This is a genomic window from Arthrobacter sp. TmtSoilC48, assembly GCF_059739425.1.
The window spans coordinates 37913-57616 of the sequence record NZ_AP046049.1 but is presented as its reverse complement, the minus strand read 5'-3'; the positions used below and the strand labels follow the sequence as shown (position 1 = coordinate 57616).

15 protein-coding genes and 1 riboswitch are annotated in these 19704 nt (G+C 62.7%); of the genes, 7 read left to right on the top strand and 8 right to left on the bottom strand.

Features of this window, described 5'->3' with window-relative positions; translation table 11 throughout:
• Nucleotides 1-61: 61 nt before the first annotated feature.
• The 4 genes from AC6I97_RS00300 to AC6I97_RS00285 form a co-directional block, all read right to left on the bottom strand.
• Complete coding sequence (locus AC6I97_RS00300) at nt 62-4978, bottom strand: NAD-glutamate dehydrogenase (protein ID WP_497943747.1); 4917 nt, start codon at nt 4976-4978, stop codon at nt 62-64.
• 131 nt (nt 4979-5109) lie between these two features.
• The gene (locus tag AC6I97_RS00295; RefSeq protein WP_497943746.1) at nt 5110-5598 is read right to left on the bottom strand and encodes a hypothetical protein; all 489 of its coding nucleotides are present in this window, start codon (nt 5596-5598) and stop codon (nt 5110-5112) included.
• A gap of 56 nt (nt 5599-5654) precedes the next feature.
• The gene (gene hutG / locus AC6I97_RS00290) at nt 5655-6614 is read right to left on the bottom strand and encodes a formimidoylglutamase (protein WP_497943745.1); all 960 of its coding nucleotides are present in this window, start codon (nt 6612-6614) and stop codon (nt 5655-5657) included.
• A gap of 73 nt (nt 6615-6687) precedes the next feature.
• Nucleotides 6688-8130 (bottom strand): NCS2 family permease, encoded by a 1443-nt coding sequence (locus AC6I97_RS00285; protein ID WP_497943744.1) that lies wholly within the window; start codon nt 8128-8130, stop codon nt 6688-6690.
• Between the two features lie 113 nt (nt 8131-8243).
• On the opposite strand from AC6I97_RS00285, the gene AC6I97_RS00280 reads away from it, so the two are divergent.
• Nucleotides 8244-8867, top strand: coding sequence for a copper resistance CopC family protein (locus AC6I97_RS00280; protein WP_497943743.1), 624 nt, complete (start codon nt 8244-8246; stop codon nt 8865-8867).
• Between the two features lie 173 nt (nt 8868-9040).
• Nucleotides 9041-9209: riboswitch (cyclic di-AMP (ydaO/yuaA leader) on the top strand.
• Nucleotides 9210-9212: 3 nt separating this feature from the next.
• Nucleotides 9213-9980, top strand: coding sequence for an NlpC/P60 family protein (locus AC6I97_RS00275; protein ID WP_224094931.1), 768 nt, complete (start codon nt 9213-9215; stop codon nt 9978-9980).
• A gap of 182 nt (nt 9981-10162) precedes the next feature.
• On the opposite strand, the gene AC6I97_RS00270 is transcribed toward AC6I97_RS00275, so the two are convergent.
• On the bottom strand, nt 10163-10855 hold the full coding sequence (locus tag AC6I97_RS00270) for an NAD(P)/FAD-dependent oxidoreductase (protein ID WP_224094933.1): 693 nt from the start codon (nt 10853-10855) through the stop codon (nt 10163-10165).
• 428 nt (nt 10856-11283) lie between these two features.
• On the opposite strand from AC6I97_RS00270, the gene AC6I97_RS00265 reads away from it, so the two are divergent.
• Together AC6I97_RS00265 and AC6I97_RS00260 are read left to right on the top strand one after the other, a co-directional pair.
• The gene (locus AC6I97_RS00265) at nt 11284-12321 is read left to right on the top strand and encodes a universal stress protein (protein ID WP_497943742.1); all 1038 of its coding nucleotides are present in this window, start codon (nt 11284-11286) and stop codon (nt 12319-12321) included.
• 20 nt (nt 12322-12341) lie between these two features.
• Nucleotides 12342-15113 (top strand): PEP/pyruvate-binding domain-containing protein, encoded by a 2772-nt coding sequence (locus AC6I97_RS00260; RefSeq protein WP_497943741.1) that lies wholly within the window; start codon nt 12342-12344, stop codon nt 15111-15113.
• On the opposite strand, the gene AC6I97_RS00255 is transcribed toward AC6I97_RS00260, so the two are convergent.
• Both AC6I97_RS00255 and AC6I97_RS00250 read right to left on the bottom strand, forming a co-directional pair.
• Nucleotides 15110-16030 carry a cation diffusion facilitator family transporter gene (locus tag AC6I97_RS00255; protein WP_224094936.1) on the bottom strand — a complete coding sequence of 307 codons (921 nt, stop codon included), beginning with the start codon at nt 16028-16030 and terminating at the stop codon, nt 15110-15112. The genes AC6I97_RS00260 and AC6I97_RS00255 overlap by 4 nt on opposite strands.
• 10 nt (nt 16031-16040) lie before the next feature.
• On the bottom strand, nt 16041-16565 hold the full coding sequence (locus AC6I97_RS00250; protein WP_497943740.1) for a metallopeptidase family protein: 525 nt from the start codon (nt 16563-16565) through the stop codon (nt 16041-16043).
• A 157-nt stretch (nt 16566-16722) separates the two neighbouring features.
• Here AC6I97_RS00250 and AC6I97_RS00245 point away from each other — a divergent pair, with 157 nt between their 5' ends.
• The gene (locus AC6I97_RS00245; protein WP_497943739.1) at nt 16723-17646 is read left to right on the top strand and encodes a carbohydrate kinase family protein; all 924 of its coding nucleotides are present in this window, start codon (nt 16723-16725) and stop codon (nt 17644-17646) included.
• Here AC6I97_RS00245 and AC6I97_RS00240 read toward each other — a convergent pair whose 3' ends face one another.
• Nucleotides 17647-18609 (bottom strand): DMT family transporter, encoded by a 963-nt coding sequence (locus tag AC6I97_RS00240; RefSeq protein ID WP_497943738.1) that lies wholly within the window; start codon nt 18607-18609, stop codon nt 17647-17649.
• 173 nt (nt 18610-18782) lie between these two features.
• Between AC6I97_RS00240 and AC6I97_RS00235 the strand changes: the two genes are divergently transcribed.
• Both AC6I97_RS00235 and AC6I97_RS00230 read left to right on the top strand, forming a co-directional pair.
• Nucleotides 18783-19397: a hypothetical protein gene (locus AC6I97_RS00235; protein ID WP_497943737.1), complete on the top strand. Its 615-nt coding sequence runs from the start codon at nt 18783-18785 to the stop codon at nt 19395-19397.
• Nucleotides 19397-19618 carry a helix-turn-helix domain-containing protein gene (locus AC6I97_RS00230; RefSeq protein ID WP_497943736.1) on the top strand — a complete coding sequence of 74 codons (222 nt, stop codon included), beginning with the start codon at nt 19397-19399 and terminating at the stop codon, nt 19616-19618. Before AC6I97_RS00235 ends, AC6I97_RS00230 begins: the two co-directional genes overlap by 1 nt.
• Nucleotides 19619-19704 lie beyond the last annotated feature (86 nt).

The following is a 19704-nucleotide window of genomic DNA, read 5'->3' as shown; positions in this document are numbered from 1 at the left end:
CAATCATAGGACGTTTGACGCTAAATTTGTAAGATGACCGGCAGTATTGGTGACCGACGCCTCATCTCCGGACCATGGCGCGAAGCAGCTTTACCGCGACGGAGAGCGCTGCAATGTCCACGGGACCGGGCTTGATGGCCTCCTTGATGGTCTCTTGGACGCGTGCCAGTTGTTCGATGTTTCCACGTTCCCAGTCCATGATTCGCTCCACTGGGTCTGACGTCGTGGGAGTCGCCGCACCAGAAATCCGGGGCGTGTGGCGCACTACCGCTTTGGTCATGTCCGCGAGCACCAGGTACATGTCATCCCGCAAGGCCGCACGTGCCAGCGATTCCCAGTGCGTGTCCCTCGGGAGCATGGTGATGTGTTCCAGCAGGGGGATGGCCGAGATCCGTTCGAAGACTGCGAAGTACACCTCAGCAACTGCCTCCACTGGCTCCTGCAGTTCTTCTGCGATGGCGGAAATGTCCAGCAAGCCGTAGCTGACCAGGATCTCGGAGGCCCTGACACCCAGATCATGGGGCAGGCCCACCGAGTCCGTATGGGCCATCCGTTTCTGCGCGTGGGCAAGGTTGATCCCATGAAGGAAGCTCGTGAAGTTCGCCCGCATCAAGGACATGGGCTGCTCGAGCCGGACGAAGGCATCGGCAATGGGCTTGTCGCGGAAATCGTGGGTCACGTACCAGCGGACGGACCGGTCCAGCAACCGCCGCATGTCCAGGGCAACGGCTGCTCCATGCTCGCGGGGAGTGCTCGGCGGCAATTGGGCGATGGCGCCTGTGACGGCGTCAAAGTCCCAGATTTGCCGCATCACTACGAACGCCCGGGCCACCGCGGAGGCAGAAACCGTGGTTTCCTCCATCGCGCGGAAGGCGAACGCTATGCCGCCCATGTTGATCATGTCGTTGGCCACTACCGTGGCAACGATTTCCCGGCGCAGGGGATGCGTGGAGAGGTGTTCGCCGAACCGCTCTGAGACTTGCTTGGGGAAATAGCCGCGAAGGGTTTGAGAAAACCAAGGATCATCGGACAAACCGCCCTCTGTGAGTTCGCGGGCGAGTTCGATCTTGGCGTAGGCGGCCAAAACGGCGAGTTCCGGAGTGGTTAGTCCCTTGCCCGTGAGGACCCGTGCCTGAAGTTCGGCGTTGCTGGGAAGGTATTCGAGTTCCCTGTCCAGATCTGTGACTGACTCGAGCCAATCCATGGTCCGTTCAAAGCTGGGGCTCCATTCCAGCGCCAATTGCTTGTCATTGAGGAGCAGGACGTTCTGGTCATCGTTGGTTTTCAGGACGAGCCGTCCAACCTCGTCTTGGAGCGAGTGCAGGAATCCGGTTCTCTCTGCCACAGACATCCTGCCCGCGGAGATCATCCGGTCAAGGAAGATCTTGATATTCACTTCATGGTCCGAACAATCCACGCCGGCTGAATTATCGATGGCATCGGTATTGACCAGGACGCCTGCCAAAGCTGCTTCGATCCGGCCGCGCTGGGTTACTCCAAGATTGCCGCCCTCGGCAATGATGTGCGCGCGCAGATCCCCGGCATTGACCCGGATGGCGTCGTTTGATTTATCTCCCACATCGGCATTGGACTCGGTGGATGCCTTGATATAGGTACCGATTCCGCCGTTGTAAAGGAGGTCCACAGGGGCAGTGAGGACTGCACGGAGAAGCTCAGGCGGGCTCATCGCCAGCTGGCCATTCGCATCCGTGCCTTCAGCCAACCCCAGGGCGAGCCGGACTTGTTCCGTGATCAGGATGGATTTTTCCGTCCGGGCAAAGATTCCGCCGCCCTCGCTCAGCTTGGTGCGGTCATAATCGGCCCAGGAGGAACGTGGCAGTTTGAAGAGCCGTTCCCGCTCGGCGTAGGAGACCTCGGGGTCCGGCGTAGGGTCAAGGAAAATGTGCCGGTGATCAAAGGCGGCTACGAGCTTGATGTGGTGGGAGAGGAGCATGCCGTTGCCAAAGACGTCTCCGCTCATGTCTCCGATGCCAACCACCGTGAAATCCTCGGCACGGCAATCCACCAGGAGTTCACTGAAATGGTGCCGCACGGATTCCCAGGCGCCCCGGGCCGTGATCCCCATCTGCTTGTGGTCATAACCCACTGACCCTCCGGAAGCGAAGGCGTCACCCAACCAGAAGCCGTACTCCCCGGCAACGGCGTTGGCAATGTCGGAGAAGGTTGCTGTTCCCTTGTCAGCGGCCACAACGAGGTAGTAGTCGTCGCCATCGTGCCGCACCACCCGCGGTGGCGCGAGTACGCGGCCGCTGCTTCCGCCGTCGGGATCCGGCACCAGGTTGTCGGTGATATCCAGCAACCCGCGGATGAATGTCCGGTAGCTTTCCTGACCTTCCGCGAACCAGGCAGCACGGTCCTCTGCCGGGTCCGGGAGCCGTTTGGGGAAGAACCCGCCTTTGGCTCCGGTGGGAACAATCACGGCATTCTTGACCGTCTGGGCTTTGACGAGCCCCAGGATTTCCGTCCTGAAGTCTTCCCTCCTGTCCGACCACCGAAGGCCACCGCGGGCTATCGGACCGAAACGCAGATGGACGCCTTCAACGCGCGGCGAATAGACCCAGATCTCGAATTTCGGGCGGGGTGCAGGGGCAGCCGGGATGCTGGCGGGGTTGAGCTTGAAGCTGATGAAGGGCTTGTTGAGATAGAAGTTCGTGCGGAGCGTGGCATCCACCAGGCTCGCCAGGGAACGCAGCAACCTGTCGGCGTCCAGGACAGGGACGGCGTCGATGGCCTCCATCAGGTTCGTCCGCGCTCTATGAACGGCTTGGGTCCTGTGGCTGAGTTCGCTGCTTCCCTCTTCGAACAGATCGCCCCTGGCCGGCTTTGGCTCGCCATGACCGGATTTGAGGAGTTCCGGTTCAAACAAGTCCGGAGCGAAGCGGTCAGGATTGAATTTTGCCTCGAACAATTCAAGCAGGGCATGCGTGGCCAGGGCGTTCCCGCGGAGTGTGTCAGCGATGAAGCCATAGGAGTTGGTGCTCCCGAGTTGGCGGAGGTACTTGGCATACGCGCGCAGGATGGCAACCCGCCGCCAGTCGATACCCTCCTTGATGACCAACGCGTCCAAAGCGTCTGACTCGGCGTCACCGCGCATTGCGGCACAGAACGCACCGGCCAGCAGATCGCCCGTACCCACAGGGTCAAGCCCGCGCGGATACTTCAGGCCGAGGTCGTAAAGGAAGAACTGCCGCCCGTCGGCACGATGAACGTCGAAAGGCCGCTGGTCCAGGACCTTCAAGCCCAGGTTATGGAAGAAAGGAAGGATCTCGGTCAGGCTCTGCGGGCGCGTTAAGTAGAGCCGGATCCGGGCATCCTCACTGAGGACTGCCGTGCCAGGACGTTGGTAAACGGTGAGGAGGGGATCTGCTTCGTCCACAGAACCCGGCTCTGCCGGAAAACTTTCGAACCTGGCAATGTCCTCAACTGCGTCCTCCACCTCATAATCGGCCTTGTAGCTGGCCGGAAACGCGGCTGCCCACTGCCTGGACAACCTGGCCGCCTCTTCCCGCGGATACCTCGTTTGGAGGGCCTCGTCCAGGCCTTGCGGCCAGGACCTCGTAGCGGCGATGATCCTCTGCTCGAGGGCTGCCGCGTCCACCACCGCAGGAGCGCCGCCGTGCGATGAGTCGTGCCGTGAGGGGTCCTGTGGCAAAAGGATCCGGAAGAACACGCGAGCCATGGCGGATTCGCCCAACCGAAGCTCGAACTCTATGGCATCCGAGCCAAATGCCTCGCGCAACTCGCGCTCGATGTTGAGCCTGACGGCCGTGCTGTACCTGTACCTGGGGAGGAAAACCAGTGCTGTCATGAACCGGCCGAAGGAGTCCGGACGAAGAAAGAGCCGGGTGCTATGGCGTTCCTGGAGCCGGAGGATCTCGCGCGCACGGATGGCCAGCTGCCCGGCATCAACATGGAACAGTTCGTCCCGCGGATACGCCTCCAACACCGCAAGGAGCTCCTTGGCGTGATGTGACGACGCCGGGTAGCCGAAGGCCCGCAGCACTTCCTGCACTGTGTCCCGGATGACCGGGATCTGCTGGGCCGGGCGGGCCGTTGAGCTAGGGGAGAAGAGGCCAACAAAAGTACACGCGCTGGTGTTGGTGCCGTTCCCGTCCGCTGTGGCAATGCTGATCTCGTCGAGGTAGGCACGGCGAAGAACCGTTGAGCGAAGCGTGGATTTGGTGAGTGTAAGCACCTGGCCGGAAACCTCGCCTGGCGCCGCAGGACCGGCCGCATCACGGAGGAGTCCGAGCCCGCGGCGCCCGCGGAATCCCAGGAACACAAAGTTCCCGTCGTCCAGCCACCGCAGCAGCTCCTGCGCTTCACCCGCCGTCCGGTCTTTTGCCCCAGACCCCTCCAGTGCACCGATTTCGTGCAGCAGTTCCTCGTGGATGGCATCGGCGTCCTCGGCCGCTGCCCGGACATCACCCAGGACCTTGTTCAACCTGCCCACCAGCAGCTCCGCGCTCGCGTTGTCCGGAATCCGGGGGATCTCGATCGCTATCCACGCCTCCGTGAGCCGTCCGCCGTCGTTCCCGTCCGTCGAAGGTGCCGGCGTCGCCCGCGCATGATCTTCGGAACGTTCGACGCCGGTGGGCAGCCCCGCGCGGTGGGGTCCCCTGTGGATATCGATCAGGCGGTGGGTGGCGGGGTCCCGCGTGACGCTGAAAGTCGGGTGGACCAGAAGCCGGATGGAAGCGGTGTCGCGAGAGATCTCGGCCGTGACGGAGGGAAGGAGATAGGGCATGTCGTCCGTGACAATTGCCACCAGGCTGGTATCTGTTTCGTTCAGGACCCCGATGACTGCTTGTCCAGTCTCACGGCGTTCTGCCAACGAGCGGTGATAGCGGGCCCGTTCCAACAACGTTTCAGGTGTGTAGCTGCGGACGTCGTCGTCCGTGACGTGCTCGTAGTAGTCGGTCAGGAATCCGTCCGCCGGCTCCGTAATTGGTGCCATGTCGCTGCGCCTCCGCTGCGCAAAGGAGCGGCCGTGCTGCTGCGGTCGGCAAAGTCCATGCGCCTCATTTCATGATCGCTTAAATCCCGCGAGATGACAGTTGATGACAGTGTTTGGGCAAGACATTGGCATTAACTGCCATCTCGCGGAGGCCCGGCTACCGAAAAGCTGCGGAACGTTGCCCTTGGTCTGGCCAGCCTCGAAACGCCCGCGGCCACCACGAGGGTGAGAATGGCGGCAGCTGCGTGGGTGTAGAGCATCAGGTCAGCAGCATGCAGTTCCCCTGAAGCCGGCTGACTATCGGCAGGAACCGCCACGGGCTGCTGGGGCTGCCCGTGCAGATGGTCAAGGAACCCGACCCCGGAAAATGAACCCCCCAAAGCCTCGAAACCGAAGAACAGCAACTGCTGTGCCACGCCGGACAGCAGCAGCAACAAGATGGGCCCATGGATCCAGCGGGCAACCAGCTGCGCGGCCAAGGCAGAGAGGGCAACGAAGCCCAGAAGAACGGGCATCGCCGGGGCGCCCCCACCGGAAACGACGTGTGCGGCAAGGCCCAAAGCGACCGCAACGGGTCCTGCCACCCAGGCCCACTTGTCCTGCACAGGAGTTGCGCCCATCGCCGTCCTTCCCTTCCCCTCAGGCTAAACGCAGGACAGGGACCGGGAACAGGCCTCTATGCCAACAGCGTGTTTACCAGCCTTGCTGCCACTTTCGCGGTTCGTCCATCAATATCGAACTCCGGGTTCAATTCGGCAACGTCCAGGTGCAACAGCGTCCCGCTTGCCGCTACCTGACGGCAAACGGCACTGATCACGGACAGCGGCACCCCAAACGCGGCGGGGGCACTGACGCCGGGCGCCACCGAAGCAGGCAGGACGTCCAGGTCGATCGTCAAGTACAGCACATCGATTCCAGCCACGAAATCGGCTACGAACGTCTCGACGCGCTCCGCGGAACAGTCCTCGTCCAGCAAGTACTTCACGCCCAGGCGGTCAGCGGTGTCAAAGAGCGTGCGCGTGTTGTTGGGCTCCGAGATTCCGACGACGGCGTACCTCAGTTCGCGTCCAGCGGCGGTTTCCTCCTGCGCCATCTGCAGGAATGGAGTCCCGGAGCTCGGGGTCGGCTCGTCGCGCAGGTCAAAGTGGGCATCCAGGTTCAAGACACCCAAGCGCTTTCCGCTGCGCACCGCATTGGATCCGGCAACGCCAAGGTAGCTGGCAAATGCCGTCTCGTGGCCGCCGCCCAGCATCACGGTGAGGTTTCCGGCGTCGAGCAGTTCCGAGACGGCGCGTCCGGCGCGCTGCTGGCCTTCTTCCAGTGAGTCGTCCTCCACAACCACGTCGCCGGCGTCGAACACGTCACGGTCCAGGTGGAAAGCCAGGGGAGCCAGCGCCGAGCGGATGGCGGCCGGAGCCGCGGAGGCACCCGCACGGCCCTTGTTGCGCCGCACTCCGGCGTCGCTGCAGAAACCCAGCACGACGGCGGGACGCGAGGCGCCGGGAATGGCCGGGGAAGTAAGGGGTTGGATGGCCTGCCACCAGCGGCGATGTTCGTCGCCGTCGCCGTCAAAGCGGCCGGTCCATGGTGCGGGAAGGACGTCTACGGAAGGGTTGGTGCTGGTGTTTGGAGCCATGCTTTAAGCACACCCCACCAGCGGGCCAAAAAACAGCTATAGCGTGCTGCAGTGTCCGGGATGCCGGACATCGCTACTTGACGCCCAACAACTCCTCCACAGTTCCAATGCCAAAGAACAGCAGGAACGCAGCCGCCACTGCCCACATCAGGGGGTGGACTTCGCGGGCACGGCCCTGGAAAGTGCGGATCAGGACGTAGGAGATGAAGCCTGCGCCCAGGCCGTTGGCAATGGAGTACGTGAATGGCATCAGGGCGATAGTCAGGAAGGCGGGAATGCCAACGCCCCAGTCCTGCCAGTCGATCTTGCCAACCTGGGACACCATCATGAAGCCCACCACCACAAGCGCAGGAGCCACGGCTTCGAACGGGACCAGGTTGATGAGCGGCGTGAAGAACATGGCCACCAGGAAGAGCAGGCCCGTGACAATGGAGGCGAGACCGGTCCGGGCGCCCTCGCCAATGCCCGCGCCCGATTCAACGAAGATCTGGTTGGACGAAACGGAGGCACCGCCACCGACGATTGCGCCCAGGGCATCAACCTGCAGGACGCGGTCCACATTGGGAATGTTTCCGTGTTCGTCCACGGTTCCTGCCTCGTTGGCCAGGCCGACCATGGTGCCCATGGCGTCGAAGAAGATGCTGAGGAGGATCACGAAAGCCAACAGCGCAGCAGCCACGAAACCGAGGTGTTCAAAAGCTCCGAAGGGGTTGGCTTTGCCGATCAGGGAGAGGTCAGGGGCGCCCCATTCGGAAAGCGTCGGCGCAACCAGCGACCAGCCGCGGGGGTTGACGTTCTTACCGTCGAAGCTGGGACCAATGTGAAGCGTGAATTCGAGGATGGCGGCCAGGGCGGTGGACACCACGATGCCGATCAGGATTGCCCCGCGGACCTTTCGCACCACCAACGCAATGGTCAGGACCAGGCCGACAGCGAACACCAACGTCGGCCAGCCCATCAGCTTCCCATCCACGCCAAGGCCCAGCGGGACCGTGGTGCCGGCGGCATCCGGAATGCGGCGGACAAAACCAGCGTTGACCAGCCCGATCAAGGCGATGAACAGGCCAATGCCCACCACGATTGCCGTCTTGAGCGCTTCCGGGACGGCCCTGAAAACGGCGGTGCGGAATCCGGTGAGTACCAGGATGAGCATGGTGACACCCGAAAGCACCACCAGCCCCATCATGTCCGGCCAGGTCAGTTCCGGGTGGGAGGCAACCGTCACGGCGACGAATGCGTTCACTCCCAGGCCCGTTGCCACCGCGAAGGGGTGCTTCGCCCAGGCGCCCATGAGGATCGTGAGGATGCCCGCAACGAAGGCAGTGGTTGCCGCTACGGCCGTGAAGCCGAGCGATGCTCCCCTCGAGTCTGCCCCGGAGAGGATCAGCGGGTTCAGGACCACGATGTAGCTCATGGCGAAGAAGGTCGCGAAGCCGCCGCGGATTTCCCGCGAGTATGTGGACCCGCGCTCGGAGATCTTGAAGTAGCGGTCGATTGCAGAACCTTGTTTAAGCATGAAGGTCTCCGGGGATCGGGGGAGTTTGCTCTCAAATCCTATGCCCGCCAATGTGGGGTGCTGGAACGATTCGCCTAGTCTGTAAGGAAGCCAACACTAGGAGAAACCGCCCCATGCGTACCATCCGCCCGCTTCTGGCCGCCGTCGTAGCCGCTCTTGCTTTCGCTTGCGCGTTGCTGCTTGGAGCTGCTCCGGCCTCCGCGCACGACGTCGCCGAATCAACAACCCCGGCCAACGGTGCCAGGGTGGCTGAAGTGCCGGCGTCGGTATCCATCACGTTCAACAACCAGCCACTGGCCATCGGTTCCGGCGTGACCGTCACCGCCGGGGGCGAAAACTGGGCAGATGGCGCAGTGGAAATCATCGACAACAGGGCTGTCCAGAAGCTGCGTCAGGGCGCTCCAGCCGGCGAATACACCGTGGTGTGGCGCGTGGTCAGTTCAGACTCCCACCCGATCGAGGGAACCTTCAAGTTCACAGTTTCCGGGACAAGCACGACGACGGCGAGCGGCTCGGCAGGTGCCTCCGCCCCGGCTTCGGCGGCTGTTCCGACGGCGGGCACAGCGGCCCCCGGTACGGAAAATACTGAGCCGGCTCCGGCAGCTTCCCAGCCCTTCCCCTGGAGCATCGTTGGCCTCGCTGTGGTGGCGATCGGTCTCGTGATCTTCCTCGCTGTTACAGCCCGGAAGAAGCTAGCGGCCCCCAACGACCCGGATGGCGAAAATTCCCCGGAATAGCGGGGTTTTCTACATACTTGCGAAGATCTCGAAACGGTTACTGCGACACGCCAAAAACGAACTGCTCGTTACGTAAATGTGACTTTGCGGTGATCTTCCCGTAGGGTTGTACCTGTGCCTGTTCCACGTAACGGGCATTCCGGTCTGATTGCCTAGCTCTGCCGCAGTCCGGAATCCGTTCGCAGACAAACCTACGGCAGAGACGGGGAACCCATTTTGGCCCGCTTTCAGAGCGCGCCTTGGGGTGAAGTCACGAAGCTTCCGCTGCACAGCGGGGGATAGTGGCCGGGTGACTCCCATCCGAATCCGACAGCTAACCTCGCAGGCATCGGGAGAGGCTCTTTCATGTCTTCACGCATTCTTCGCGGCCGTCGTAAGGCGGACAGCGTACGTCCTAATCCGTTCATCTCCATCTCCAAGGCTGTTGCCAGCAACGCCTCCGGCGCAGGTCGCCAAGCCGCTGTCATCGCAGCAGCTTCAGGCCTGGTCCTCACGGGCTCCATCGCTGCCCACGCAGCAGAGACCCCTGTTCAGCGCGACTCCAGCCCCGCTACTGTCGCCGAGACCGTTACCGAGGGTCCCACCAAGGTTGTTACGGCCGCATCGACGGCCACCATCAACTTCGAGCGCCCCGCGGTTGCTTCCGTAGCGGCTCCCGTCATTGAAAAGCCGGCTCCTGTTGCTCCGGCTCCGGCGGCCAAGAAGGCGCCCGCAGCGGCTACCGTCCAGGCCGCTGCAACTACTACGGCTACCGCCCCAGTGGCATCCGCGCCTGCTGCAGCTCCGGCTGTTGGTGGCATCAACGCTGCCATGGTCGCCTCGGCTTACGCCCAGATCGGCATCATGCAGGATTGCACCGCGATGGTGGAACGGGCCCTCGGCTCTGCCGGCATCCCGGTTGGCGACCTCGCACCCATGCAGTTCCTGAACTACGGCAAGGTTGTCAGCGACCCCCAGCCCGGTGACATGATCGTCCAGTCCGGCCACGTAGCCATCTACATCGGCAACGGCCAGGCCATCAGCGGTGGCATCAACGGCAACCAGACGGGCATCCACCCGATCAGCTGGCTCACCGCAACCGGCCCCATCACGTACGTACGCGCTGGCGCCTAAGCTTCACGCTCCAACTCAAAGGCCGGTGCTTTCGAGGACAAATGTCTTCGGAGGCGCCGGCCTTTTGGGTTAATTTTTGTTCTTTTTAGGAACATGCTTTGGTTGGCTCGATCGTTTCAAGGCCAGGGTTCTCCGCCAGGTTTCTACGCGCAGGGTTCCAGGTAAAGGCTCCAGGCCAGGTTCTAGGCGAGGGCGATGCCCGGCCCGGCGGGGAGGGCCACCTTGGATGAGATCGCTTGCCCCACTGCCTTGGCTTGCCGTAGTACTTCCTTGGGCGTGGGTGTAATAAGTTCCCCAACGCCCACCAAGTGCATCCCGACTGCACGCATGGCTGCCACGAAGTTCTGGCCTATGGCGATTCCCAGATCGGCAAGCATTCGGCGCAGCTGGCTCTGGGCGCAGCGCGTCACCACGATGTGGTCTGCCAGGAGAACCCCGCTGGCTGTATGCACGGCCCATTGACGTGGGGTGGATTCGAGGGGGCCATAGACGCTCATCCCAGCCCTCAGGCTGCCCGTGGTCAGGCTTGCAACGGGTCCGTATCCAAGCTGCAACGACGAGTCGCCGCCCAGGAAGTCCAGCCGAACAGCGCGTGTGGTGGTGCGGACATCCAAGTGATGGCTGGCGGCGTAATTGCGCAAATGGCGCAGGATCTCGTTGCGCTCCTGCATTGCCGCGGGATCTGCTGCGTCGCAGCGCTGGAGCATTCCCGTGTGGACCGCTGGTCCGGTGGTCGATAAAGAACCAAAGCCATCCAGCACGATGGAACCGACGCCGTAGCGGCTGAGCTCGCTGGCAACAGCCAGGCCGGAGAGGCCGGTGCCGATCACCACGGTGGTAGTCCGTTCCGTGACGGAATCAGGAGTGAGTGACACTGCTTGGGTTCCTCCTTGACGTGTGTGCCTTTCGGCAGCGCGCTGGATCGCGTCCGAGTTCCCCAAGCGGCCGCAAATAAATGGCCGGGTTGTGTCCTGGGACACCTTTGCCGGCCATTCGGTGACTCGAACACTACCGAACTTTTTCTGCCATGGATAGCCTCGGCGACAGCGTGTTTTGGATGTTCATCCGCAGCGCAACCCGGCGCGTGGTGAGCGTGCCGGAAACCGAGCCCGGACCGTTATCCACATAGCCCAAAGTCGCCTTGATTCGGCATTGCCAACCGAGAATAGTGGGCATTGGAAGGAGAACCCCGAGGGTTTCTTCGGCCCCGGCTATTGGTTGCGCGCCAGCAAAGGATCACCGGTATGGAGAACCTCTGGCAGAATGGCCGGAACATCAAGCAGTAGGTGGAGAGGCGGGCCCCATGGACCAGCACGGCAGACACATTGAAGAACCACTGGACGGCGGGGACCAGGCTGTGGCGCCTGGTGGAATCGTCGTCGGAGTGGACGGTTCCGAGCATGGTCAATGCGCCCTTGTATGGGCTGCGCGTGAGGCGGAACGGCGCCAACTTCCCCTGCATATAGTCACGGCTTATTCGGTGCCCATCTTCGCAGCGTCCGGCCTCGACGGCGGATACGCCACCGTGGACGATTCCGTGATCCGCGAGGGCGCGGAAGCAATCGTCAAGCAAGCCATGGATAAGGTCTCAAGCTACAACATTGACGTCGATGCGTCAGTGGAGAATGGGGATGCCGCGGGAGTCCTCCTTGACCTCTCTGCGAACGCTGCACTCCTCGTGTTTGGCAGCCGTGGCCGTGGTGGCTTTGTCGGGCGTCTCCTGGGCTCGGTCAGCAGCGCCTTGCCGGCCCACGCAAAATGCCCCACCGTAACGGTCCCGCTGTATTGCGCCGATCGTTTGGGCGAGAACACCGAGGACAAGCACATCAAGGCTGAGCACGCCAAGGCCGGGCCGCGAACGGTGGAAAACGTCGTCGCCGTGGGTGTGGACGGTTCGGAGCAGGCCCGCGTCGCCGTTCTCGAGGCAGCCGAACAAGCCCAGCGGATGGGGGCCAAACTCCGCGTCATCTGCGCAGTCCCGCAGTACAGCGGCTCCTTGGCCTGGGTGCCGGCACCGTTGGATCGCGATGCCCTGTTCGCGGATATCAAAGTCCAATTGGATGCAGGCGTCGCCTGGCTCCGCAGCCACTTCCCGCAGCTGCCCGTGGAAACGGACCTTAGGGACGGCTCACCAGTGGACGTGTTGGTTGAGGCCAGCCGGGGAGTGGAGTTGGTTGTCCTGGGTACGCGGGGCCGGGGTGGTTTTGCAGGCATGCTCCTTGGTTCCACCTCTGATGGCGTGCTCCATCACGCCAAGGGGCCGGTCCTCGTTGTTCCGGACCGCGAGGATCCGCGGCTGGCAGACCGGCCCAAATTCGGACCCATGCTCGGCGCGGCTTAGGGCCATGGCGCGAACCGTCCATGGATAACCAGCAGCCCGGGAAGCATAGGCAGGAAGACAGCGCGGGCCCGGATGTAAACGGGCAAGTCTTCATTCGGGATATTGCCGACATCCGGGCGGACATGCTCCCCGAGGTAGGCGGCAAGGCCGCCAATCTCGGCGAGCTGAATGCCGCCCGCCTTCCTGTGCCGCCGGGCTTTTGCCTTACAACGTCGGCCTACCGGTACGCCCTTTCCGCGATTGGAATGGAGGAGATCTTTGCACTTCTACAGGACGCCGGAGCTTCTGACCTTGACGAACTGAATAGGCTCGCCGCCCGGGCAAGATCCTTGGTGCTCGACGCCGGAGTTCCCACCGACGTCGCTGAGTCGGTACGGACGGCGTATCGGAGGTTGGGAGACGCAGCCCCCGTCGCAGTGAGGTCCTCAGCCACGGCCGAGGACTTGCCCTTCGCGAGTTTCGCCGGGCAGCAGGACACTTTCCTGAACGTAGTGGGAGCAGACGCAGTTCTGGACGCCGTAAGCCGCTGTTGGGCATCGCTCTGGACGGACCGGGCAGTGAGCTACCGGACAACCAACGGTATTGACCATGCCACGGTGACGCTGGCCGTCGTTGTCCAGGAGATGGTGGATTCCGCGACGGCCGGTGTGATGTTCACGGCCAACCCCGTGACAGGGCGGCGCCGTGAAGCTGTGATCGATGCCAGCCCTGGTCTGGGAGAAGCCGTAGTGTCAGGCGCCGTTAATCCCGATCAGTACGTAGTTGATATGCAGACCAACTCCATCCTGAAGCGGTCGCTGGGTGACCGGCAGGTAGAGATCAGATCGCTTGCCGGCGGTGGCACCGAACGAATTGAGCGGGCCGGTCAGGCCGCGGCAACCAAGAATCACGCCGTGCAGCCGTGCCTCAGCGATGACCAGATCCACGCGCTGGCCGAGTTGGGAAGGCGCGTCGAGGCCCACTATGGAGCCCCGCAGGATACAGAATGGGCGATCGATTCGTCCGGGAAACTCTGGCTCACGCAGGCAAGGCCCATTACTACCCTCTATCCGCTGACCTCGCGGGTGCCGGCGACTCCCGGTGAGCACGCGTTCCTGAACTTCAGCCTCGCCCAAGGACTCACCAGGCCTCTGACGCCCATGGGCCTGGCGGGTATCCGCCTGATAGCTTCCAGCGTTGCCCGCAGGGCGGCTTTCGATGTCCCCGATCCACGCTCGGGACCATCGCCCTATTATGAGGCCGGGCAGAGGATCTTCTTCGACTTCACATCCGTGCTGCGCAGCAAGGTGGGCCGGGCCATTGTGCCGCGCATCTTTGACATCATGGAGGCCCGTTCCGCGGCGGTGATTCGCGGCCTCTTCGATGACCCGCGGTTCGCCGTCACCATCAAAACTCCGATAAGACTCATCAGGCACGTTGCGCCTGTTGCTGCTAAATACCGTGTCCCTGAGTCGGTAGTCCGGGCTCTTTTCCGTCCCGACGCCGCAATGAAGCGCCAAGAGCAGCTTGAGGCAGAGCTCCATCAGGCCCTCCGGGTGCCGGAGGGCGTCACCGCCCACCAGCGAATTGCCCACGTGCAGCGAATCCTGGGGGAGGAAGTATTCGCAACGGTTCCCCAAGTGCTGCCCCTTCCCGTTCTGGGCTTTGCGATGCTTGGACTCGTCCGGAAGGTGTTGGGCGGGCAAGCCTCCTGGGACCAGCTCCAAACAGTCATCCGCGGGCTACCCAACAATGTCACCACCGAGATGGACCTTGCGCTGTGGCAGCTTGCCAAGGAGATCAGGGAAGATCCGGAGGCCTTGGCCTTCCTGAGTTACCCCACACTCGACGAACTCGTTCAGCAGTACAAGGACAGAGCACTACCAGCAGTTGCGCAATCCGGGCTTGAAGCTTTCCTCCGCACCTACGGGCACAGGGCTGTGGCTGAGATCGACCTCGGCATGCCCCGATGGTCGGACGACCCAACCCACATACTCGGCGTCGTGGTCAACTATCTGCGGCTCGAGCACACGGCGGACGCACCCGACCAGCAGTTCGGGAAAGCTGCCCGGGAGGCAGATGAACAGGTTGCCAGATTGGTTGCGCGGGCAAGGGCCAAGAGTCCTCTCCATGCCAAGCTGGTCCGTGCGGCGTTGGACCGTACCCGCAGGTTTGCCGGGATGAGGGAGCTGCCCAAATACAACCTCGTCCTCGGGTTGGCTTCGGCAAGGGAACAACTGTCGCTGGTCGGAGCAGAACTGGCGGAGGCAGGGCGGATTGAAAGCGCTGAGGATATCTTCTTCCTGGACCTCAACGAAGTAGAGACTGCCCTGGCTGGCAGCAAGCTCCACCAACTCGTGGCAGATCGCCGCGCAGAATACGCGCAGGAACTAAGGCGTCGGCATATTCCGCGGGTACTGCTCTCAGACGGGACAGAACCTGAAGCCACTGCCGCAGCTGGCAGAACCCCGGCTTCTCCCGGAGCGCTCTCCGGCAGTCCGGCGTCGGCGGGCGTCATCACAGCCCCGGCGAGGGTCATCCTGGACCCCGTTGGCGCTCATCTGGAACCTGGGGAAATCCTCGTGGCGCCCTCCACCGACCCCGGCTGGACACCCTTGTTCCTCACCGCCGGCGGCCTTGTCATGGAAATGGGCGGTCCCAACTCCCACGGCGCCGTGGTGGCCCGCGAATACGGCATACCTGCGGTGGTGGGCGTGCCCGACGCAACCCTGCGGATCAGCTCAGGCCAGATCATCACGGTGGATGGAGCAGCAGGAACGGTAACTGCGACACCAGGTGACGCGCCCGGCTAGGCGTGCTGGTGTGATTCGTGCTCGGAGTGGCTGACAGGTTCCAGCTGGAAGGTACAGTGCTCGGTGTCGAAATGGCGCCCCAAGCAGGATCCGAGCTGGTCCAGGATGCTGTCTGCCCCGCTGGCGTTAAGGACCTCGTCTTCCACAACAACATGGGCGGAGAACACGGGCACCCCGGATGTGATGGTCCAGATGTGGATGTCGTGGGCCTCCACTACGCCGTCCACGGCAAGGATGTGCTCGCGGATCATGTTCACGTCCACGCCCTTGGGGGTAGCTTCCAGAAGTACGTCCACAACATCGCGGAGCAGGTGCCAGGCGCGGGGGATGATCATGAGGGCGATCAGGACAGAAGCAATGGGGTCAGCGGCAGTGAAGCCCGTGGTCATGATGACGATGGCCGCCGCGATAACGGCAATCGATCCGAGAAGATCGCCAAGGACCTCAAGATAGGCCCCCCGGACGTTGAGGCTTTCCTTTTGGGCCCCCTGCAGGATCATCAGGGAAATGAGGTTGGCCAGGGCGCCCAGGATCGCCGCCCACAGCATGACGTCCGTGTGGATTTCCGGCGACTCCCCAAAGCGGCGGATGGCCTCGATCATGATGACGACTGCGATGACGATGAGTACAAGGGCGTTGGCCAAGGCCGCCAGCACCTCGGCCCGTTGATATCCGTAAGTCCGTTGATCGCTCGCCGGGCGGGTAGCGATCCACGCTGCCATCAATGCGATGAACACGCCTGCGGCGTCGGACAGCATGTGGCCTGCATCGGCCAGCAGCGCAAGCGAGCCAGAGATGAGCGCGCCAACCACCTGGATGCCCACCACACCCAAGGTGATGGCCAGGACTGCAATAAGCCGTTTGCGGTGCTTGCCGGTTGCGGTTACTCCGTGGGAGTGGTTGTGATCGTGCCCCATGCTTACAAGGCTAGCCCCAGCCGAGCTCATGGAGGCGGTCGTCGTCGATTCCGAAGTGGTGAGCGATCTCGTGGATCACCGTCACGGCCACTTCGTCGATGACTTCCTCGCGGGTGGAGCAGATGTCCAGGATGGGCTGGCGAAAAATAGTGATCCGATCCGGCAGGGAGCCCGCTTCCCACCAGGAGTCGCGTTCGGTCAACGGCACGCCCTCGTACAAACCAAGTAGTACGGTGTCCGGATCTTCATCCTTGCGTGGTGTGTAGTCGTCCTCGATGAAGATTGCCACGTTGTCCATGGCGCTTGCAGCTTTGGGTGGGATCAGCTGCAAGGCGTCGCTCACGGCTTCTTCGAACTCCTCCGGCGACATTTCGAACGGCGCGGCAGGGAAATCCGCGTCAACTCCGCCTAATCCAGCGCCCTCGATGGGGGCATGCTCGATCGGGCTATGCACTGCTTTCCGCTCCGGAAGCGGCGAGGAGGGGAGATCGCCGTCGGGAACGATGGGCAGGCCGGGAGGGAGATTCGCGGACATGATCCGACTCTAGTCCCAACAAGGAACATTGACGCCCTGGAGCTGGTACGCGCTGGTGCACCGTCCCCAGGTCATGCTGAACTGTTCGAATGCGAGCTCGTCGAACGGCAATCCGTAGGCCAGCCCCGCATCTCACCAACGAACGAACAGGAACCGCATGACCGCCACGCCTACCTCCGCACCTGAGCCCCTCGACGTCGTCGTGGTAGGTGAGGCGCTCATCGACATCGTGGAGTCGCCCGAGGGGCAGATCGAGTATCCCGGAGGCTCGCCGGCCAACGTTGCTTATGGGCTCGGCCGCCTGGATGTAAAGGCTGGCCTGCTGACCGCCATCGGACGGGACCAGCGGGGCGACGCCATTGCCTCGCACCTTCAGGGCGCGGGCGTGGTACTGCTGCCCGGATCAAAGTCCTTGGGCAAGACGGCGACGGCGACCGCCCGGATCGATGCCGACGGTTCGGCCGAGTACACGTTCGAAATTGATTGGGCACTTGCTCCGCTCGCGCTGCCGTATGCACCAAGAATCCTGCACACGGGTTCGATCGCCACGTTCCTTGAACCTGGGGCCAGCGTTGTCCGGAGCCTTCTGGAGCAGGCGCAGGGCGGCTGCATGATCACCTACGATCCCAACATCCGTGCTGACCTCCTTGGCAGCCACCACGAAGCACTTTCCTTGTTCGAAGAATTGGTGCCATTGACGGACGTCGTGAAAATGAGCGCCCACGACGCCCGTTGGCTGTACCCGGGCAAGGATTTGGAGGACACCGCGAGTCACCTCCTGGACCTTGGCACTGTACTTGCGGTAGTGACCCGGGGCTCCAGCGGTTCGCTCATGGCCACCCGGCACATGCAACTCACAGTTCCCGCCATTCCATCGAACGTGGCCGACACCATCGGCGCCGGGGATTCATATATGTCGGCGCTGATTATGGGCCTGCTCCTGCGTGGCAGCGACGGTCTGGCGCCTACGGTCCTGGAGCGGATCGGAACCACGGCATCCATGGCAGCGTCTATTACCGTTGGCCGTCCGGGCGCCAATCCGCCCACGCACCGGGAGCTCCTTGCGGGTATGGCCCGCTAGTCACTTTGCCGTTCGCCGGGCAGCCATTGCCGTTCGTCGGGTCAGGCCCACGCCGATCAAGCACACCACGCCACCGATCAGTCCCCAGATGGTTGGGACTTCCTGAAGCACAGCCCAAGAGATGAGGATGGTGGTGCCGGGGACCAGGTACGTCGTGGCGGCGAGTTTTCCGGCCGAGATCAAGGACAGCGCGTACGCCCATGTGGTGAAGGCGATGGCCGTCGGGAAGATGCCCAGGTAGACCAAGCCGAGTGTGGCCGGCAGCGGCGCCGACTGGACCTCGCTGATCAGTTGGCCCGTCCACGGCAGGCAGCACACGGTGCCTACCATGATGCCGAACCAGGTGGCCTGGCCGGCTGTGAATTTCCGGAGCACCGGCTTCTGCAGGATCGCGCTGACGGAGGCGAGTACGGCGGCAAGCAAGCACAACAACACCCCGGCGACATCCGCCGTCGAACGCTGTCCCGAACCGAGGGCGATCATCGCCACGCCACCGAACGCAACGGCGCTCCCGATCAGAAGCCACCGTGGGAAGCCTTCCTTGAGGACTACTCCGGCGAGGATTGCAATGAGGATCGGCGAGACGTTGATCAGCATGGCGCTGGTACCGGCGTCGAGCATGTGCTCCGCAGCGTTCAGCGCCACGTTGTAACCGCCGAACCACATCACCCCGTACGCCATGATGGGCAACCATTCCTTGCCCCGTGGCCAGACTTTCAGGGTGGGCAGCACCACGATTCCAAGAACGACGGCGGCAACCGCCAACCGTCCGAGCGTCAAGGAACCGGGGGAGAAGCTTGGGCCCACAGCGCGGATGCCGACGAACGCTGAAGCCCAAAGGACTACGGTGACGACGACGGCGGCGATGCCAAGTTTGCTGATGGGAGCTGCAGGCACGGGGGTGTTGCGCGGTTGCATGCCCGGGGACGGCTGGCCAGGTTCGGCCGGGGTGGTGGTTGTCATAGAGCCAATCTAGTGCCGGGGAGGTTGGCGGGGCTGGCGGTTTTCGGACGCGTCACGGCAAGAAACTGCCAATGTTTGACGCCGCGTGGGTTGCGGGGTTAGTTTATCGATGTTCGATATTAACGAATTTCGATAACCACTGGGGGGAAACTGTGGGTTCAAAAAGAAGGATCGTGGATTCGCTGGCGCGCGTGAGTGTGCTGTCAAGAGTGGATTCGGTCGTACTCATTGTCGTCTCGGTGGCGGTCGCCATTGCCGCTTCGCTTTCAACAGTCTCGACGATCATCAGTAATGGCGACGGAGAGGTGGTCCTGCGGCTGCCCCTTGACCCTTCCACCCGGGAGTCGGAAGCGCTGGATCTCGGTGCCGTAGCCCGCGTCTCGGAAGTGCAGGCAACCGTCCCCGTCCTCCCTGTCTATGAGGCTTCACTCCTGGGTTGGTCGGCAGCCATGAATCTGGTGGCCGTCCTCTGCGTCGTTTCGCTCCTGGTCCTGCTGGCCTATCGGCTTACGAGCAGGGTGCTGTTCGGCCCGCACACTGCCGTCATCGTTGGGTCCGTCGGTATGCTCCTGGCAATCTCGGGAAGCGCCGCCCAGATTCTGGATTCCACCGCTAAGAGTCGGCTGGCCGAACAGCTTGGAGCCATGCCGGCGAGGGTCGGGGAAACGTTGGTCTACATTTCCGGGTTCGACCCGGCATCTTTGGTGGCTGGCGGGGTGCTCGTGTTGCTGGGGGGCGTGTTCCAATTCGGGCGACGCCTACAGAGCGACACCGAAGGCCTTGTCTGATGCCAGCCGAAGAGACGATCGCCATCCACTGCAGGCTGGATGAGTTGCTGGAGCTCCGCGGCATGACGCTGACGGAGCTCAGCCGTCGAGTTGGGGTGAGCCTCGTCAACCTGTCCGTCCTCAAAAATGACCGGGCGAAGGCCATCCGATTCTCCACGCTGACAGCCATCTGCGATGCGCTTGATTGCCAGGTCGGTGACCTCCTTGAGCACGTCCCGTAGTCGCTATTGCATAGTCGCGCAGACCTCGATTTGGGAATATCGCCATCTATGCTCTAAAGTTTTAGAGTCCAGTTCGGACGGGTGAG

What these genes read in the sequence shown, in the direction of transcription:
- AC6I97_RS00280 (WP_497943743.1), top strand. Translation starts at nt 8,244, where the DNA reads ATGCGTACCATCCGCCCGCTTCTGGCCGCCGTCGTAGCCGCTCTTGCT.
- AC6I97_RS00255 (WP_224094936.1), bottom strand. Translation starts at nt 16,030, where the DNA reads ATGGGGCACGATCACAACCACTCCCACGGAGTAACCGCAACCGGCAAG.
- AC6I97_RS00240 (WP_497943738.1), bottom strand. Translation starts at nt 18,609, where the DNA reads ATGACAACCACCACCCCGGCCGAACCTGGCCAGCCGTCCCCGGGCATG.
- hutG (WP_497943745.1), bottom strand. Translation starts at nt 6,614, where the DNA reads ATGGCTCCAAACACCAGCACCAACCCTTCCGTAGACGTCCTTCCCGCA.
- AC6I97_RS00245 (WP_497943739.1), top strand. Translation starts at nt 16,723, where the DNA reads ATGACCGCCACGCCTACCTCCGCACCTGAGCCCCTCGACGTCGTCGTG.
- AC6I97_RS00250 (WP_497943740.1), bottom strand. Translation starts at nt 16,565, where the DNA reads ATGTCCGCGAATCTCCCTCCCGGCCTGCCCATCGTTCCCGACGGCGAT.
- AC6I97_RS00275 (WP_224094931.1), top strand. Translation starts at nt 9,213, where the DNA reads ATGTCTTCACGCATTCTTCGCGGCCGTCGTAAGGCGGACAGCGTACGT.
- AC6I97_RS00230 (WP_497943736.1), top strand. Translation starts at nt 19,397, where the DNA reads ATGCCAGCCGAAGAGACGATCGCCATCCACTGCAGGCTGGATGAGTTG.
- AC6I97_RS00295 (WP_497943746.1), bottom strand. Translation starts at nt 5,598, where the DNA reads ATGGGCGCAACTCCTGTGCAGGACAAGTGGGCCTGGGTGGCAGGACCC.
- AC6I97_RS00265 (WP_497943742.1), top strand. Translation starts at nt 11,284, where the DNA reads ATGGACCAGCACGGCAGACACATTGAAGAACCACTGGACGGCGGGGAC.
- AC6I97_RS00260 (WP_497943741.1), top strand. Translation starts at nt 12,342, where the DNA reads ATGGATAACCAGCAGCCCGGGAAGCATAGGCAGGAAGACAGCGCGGGC.
- AC6I97_RS00300 (WP_497943747.1), bottom strand. Translation starts at nt 4,978, where the DNA reads ATGGCACCAATTACGGAGCCGGCGGACGGATTCCTGACCGACTACTAC.
- AC6I97_RS00285 (WP_497943744.1), bottom strand. Translation starts at nt 8,130, where the DNA reads ATGCTTAAACAAGGTTCTGCAATCGACCGCTACTTCAAGATCTCCGAG.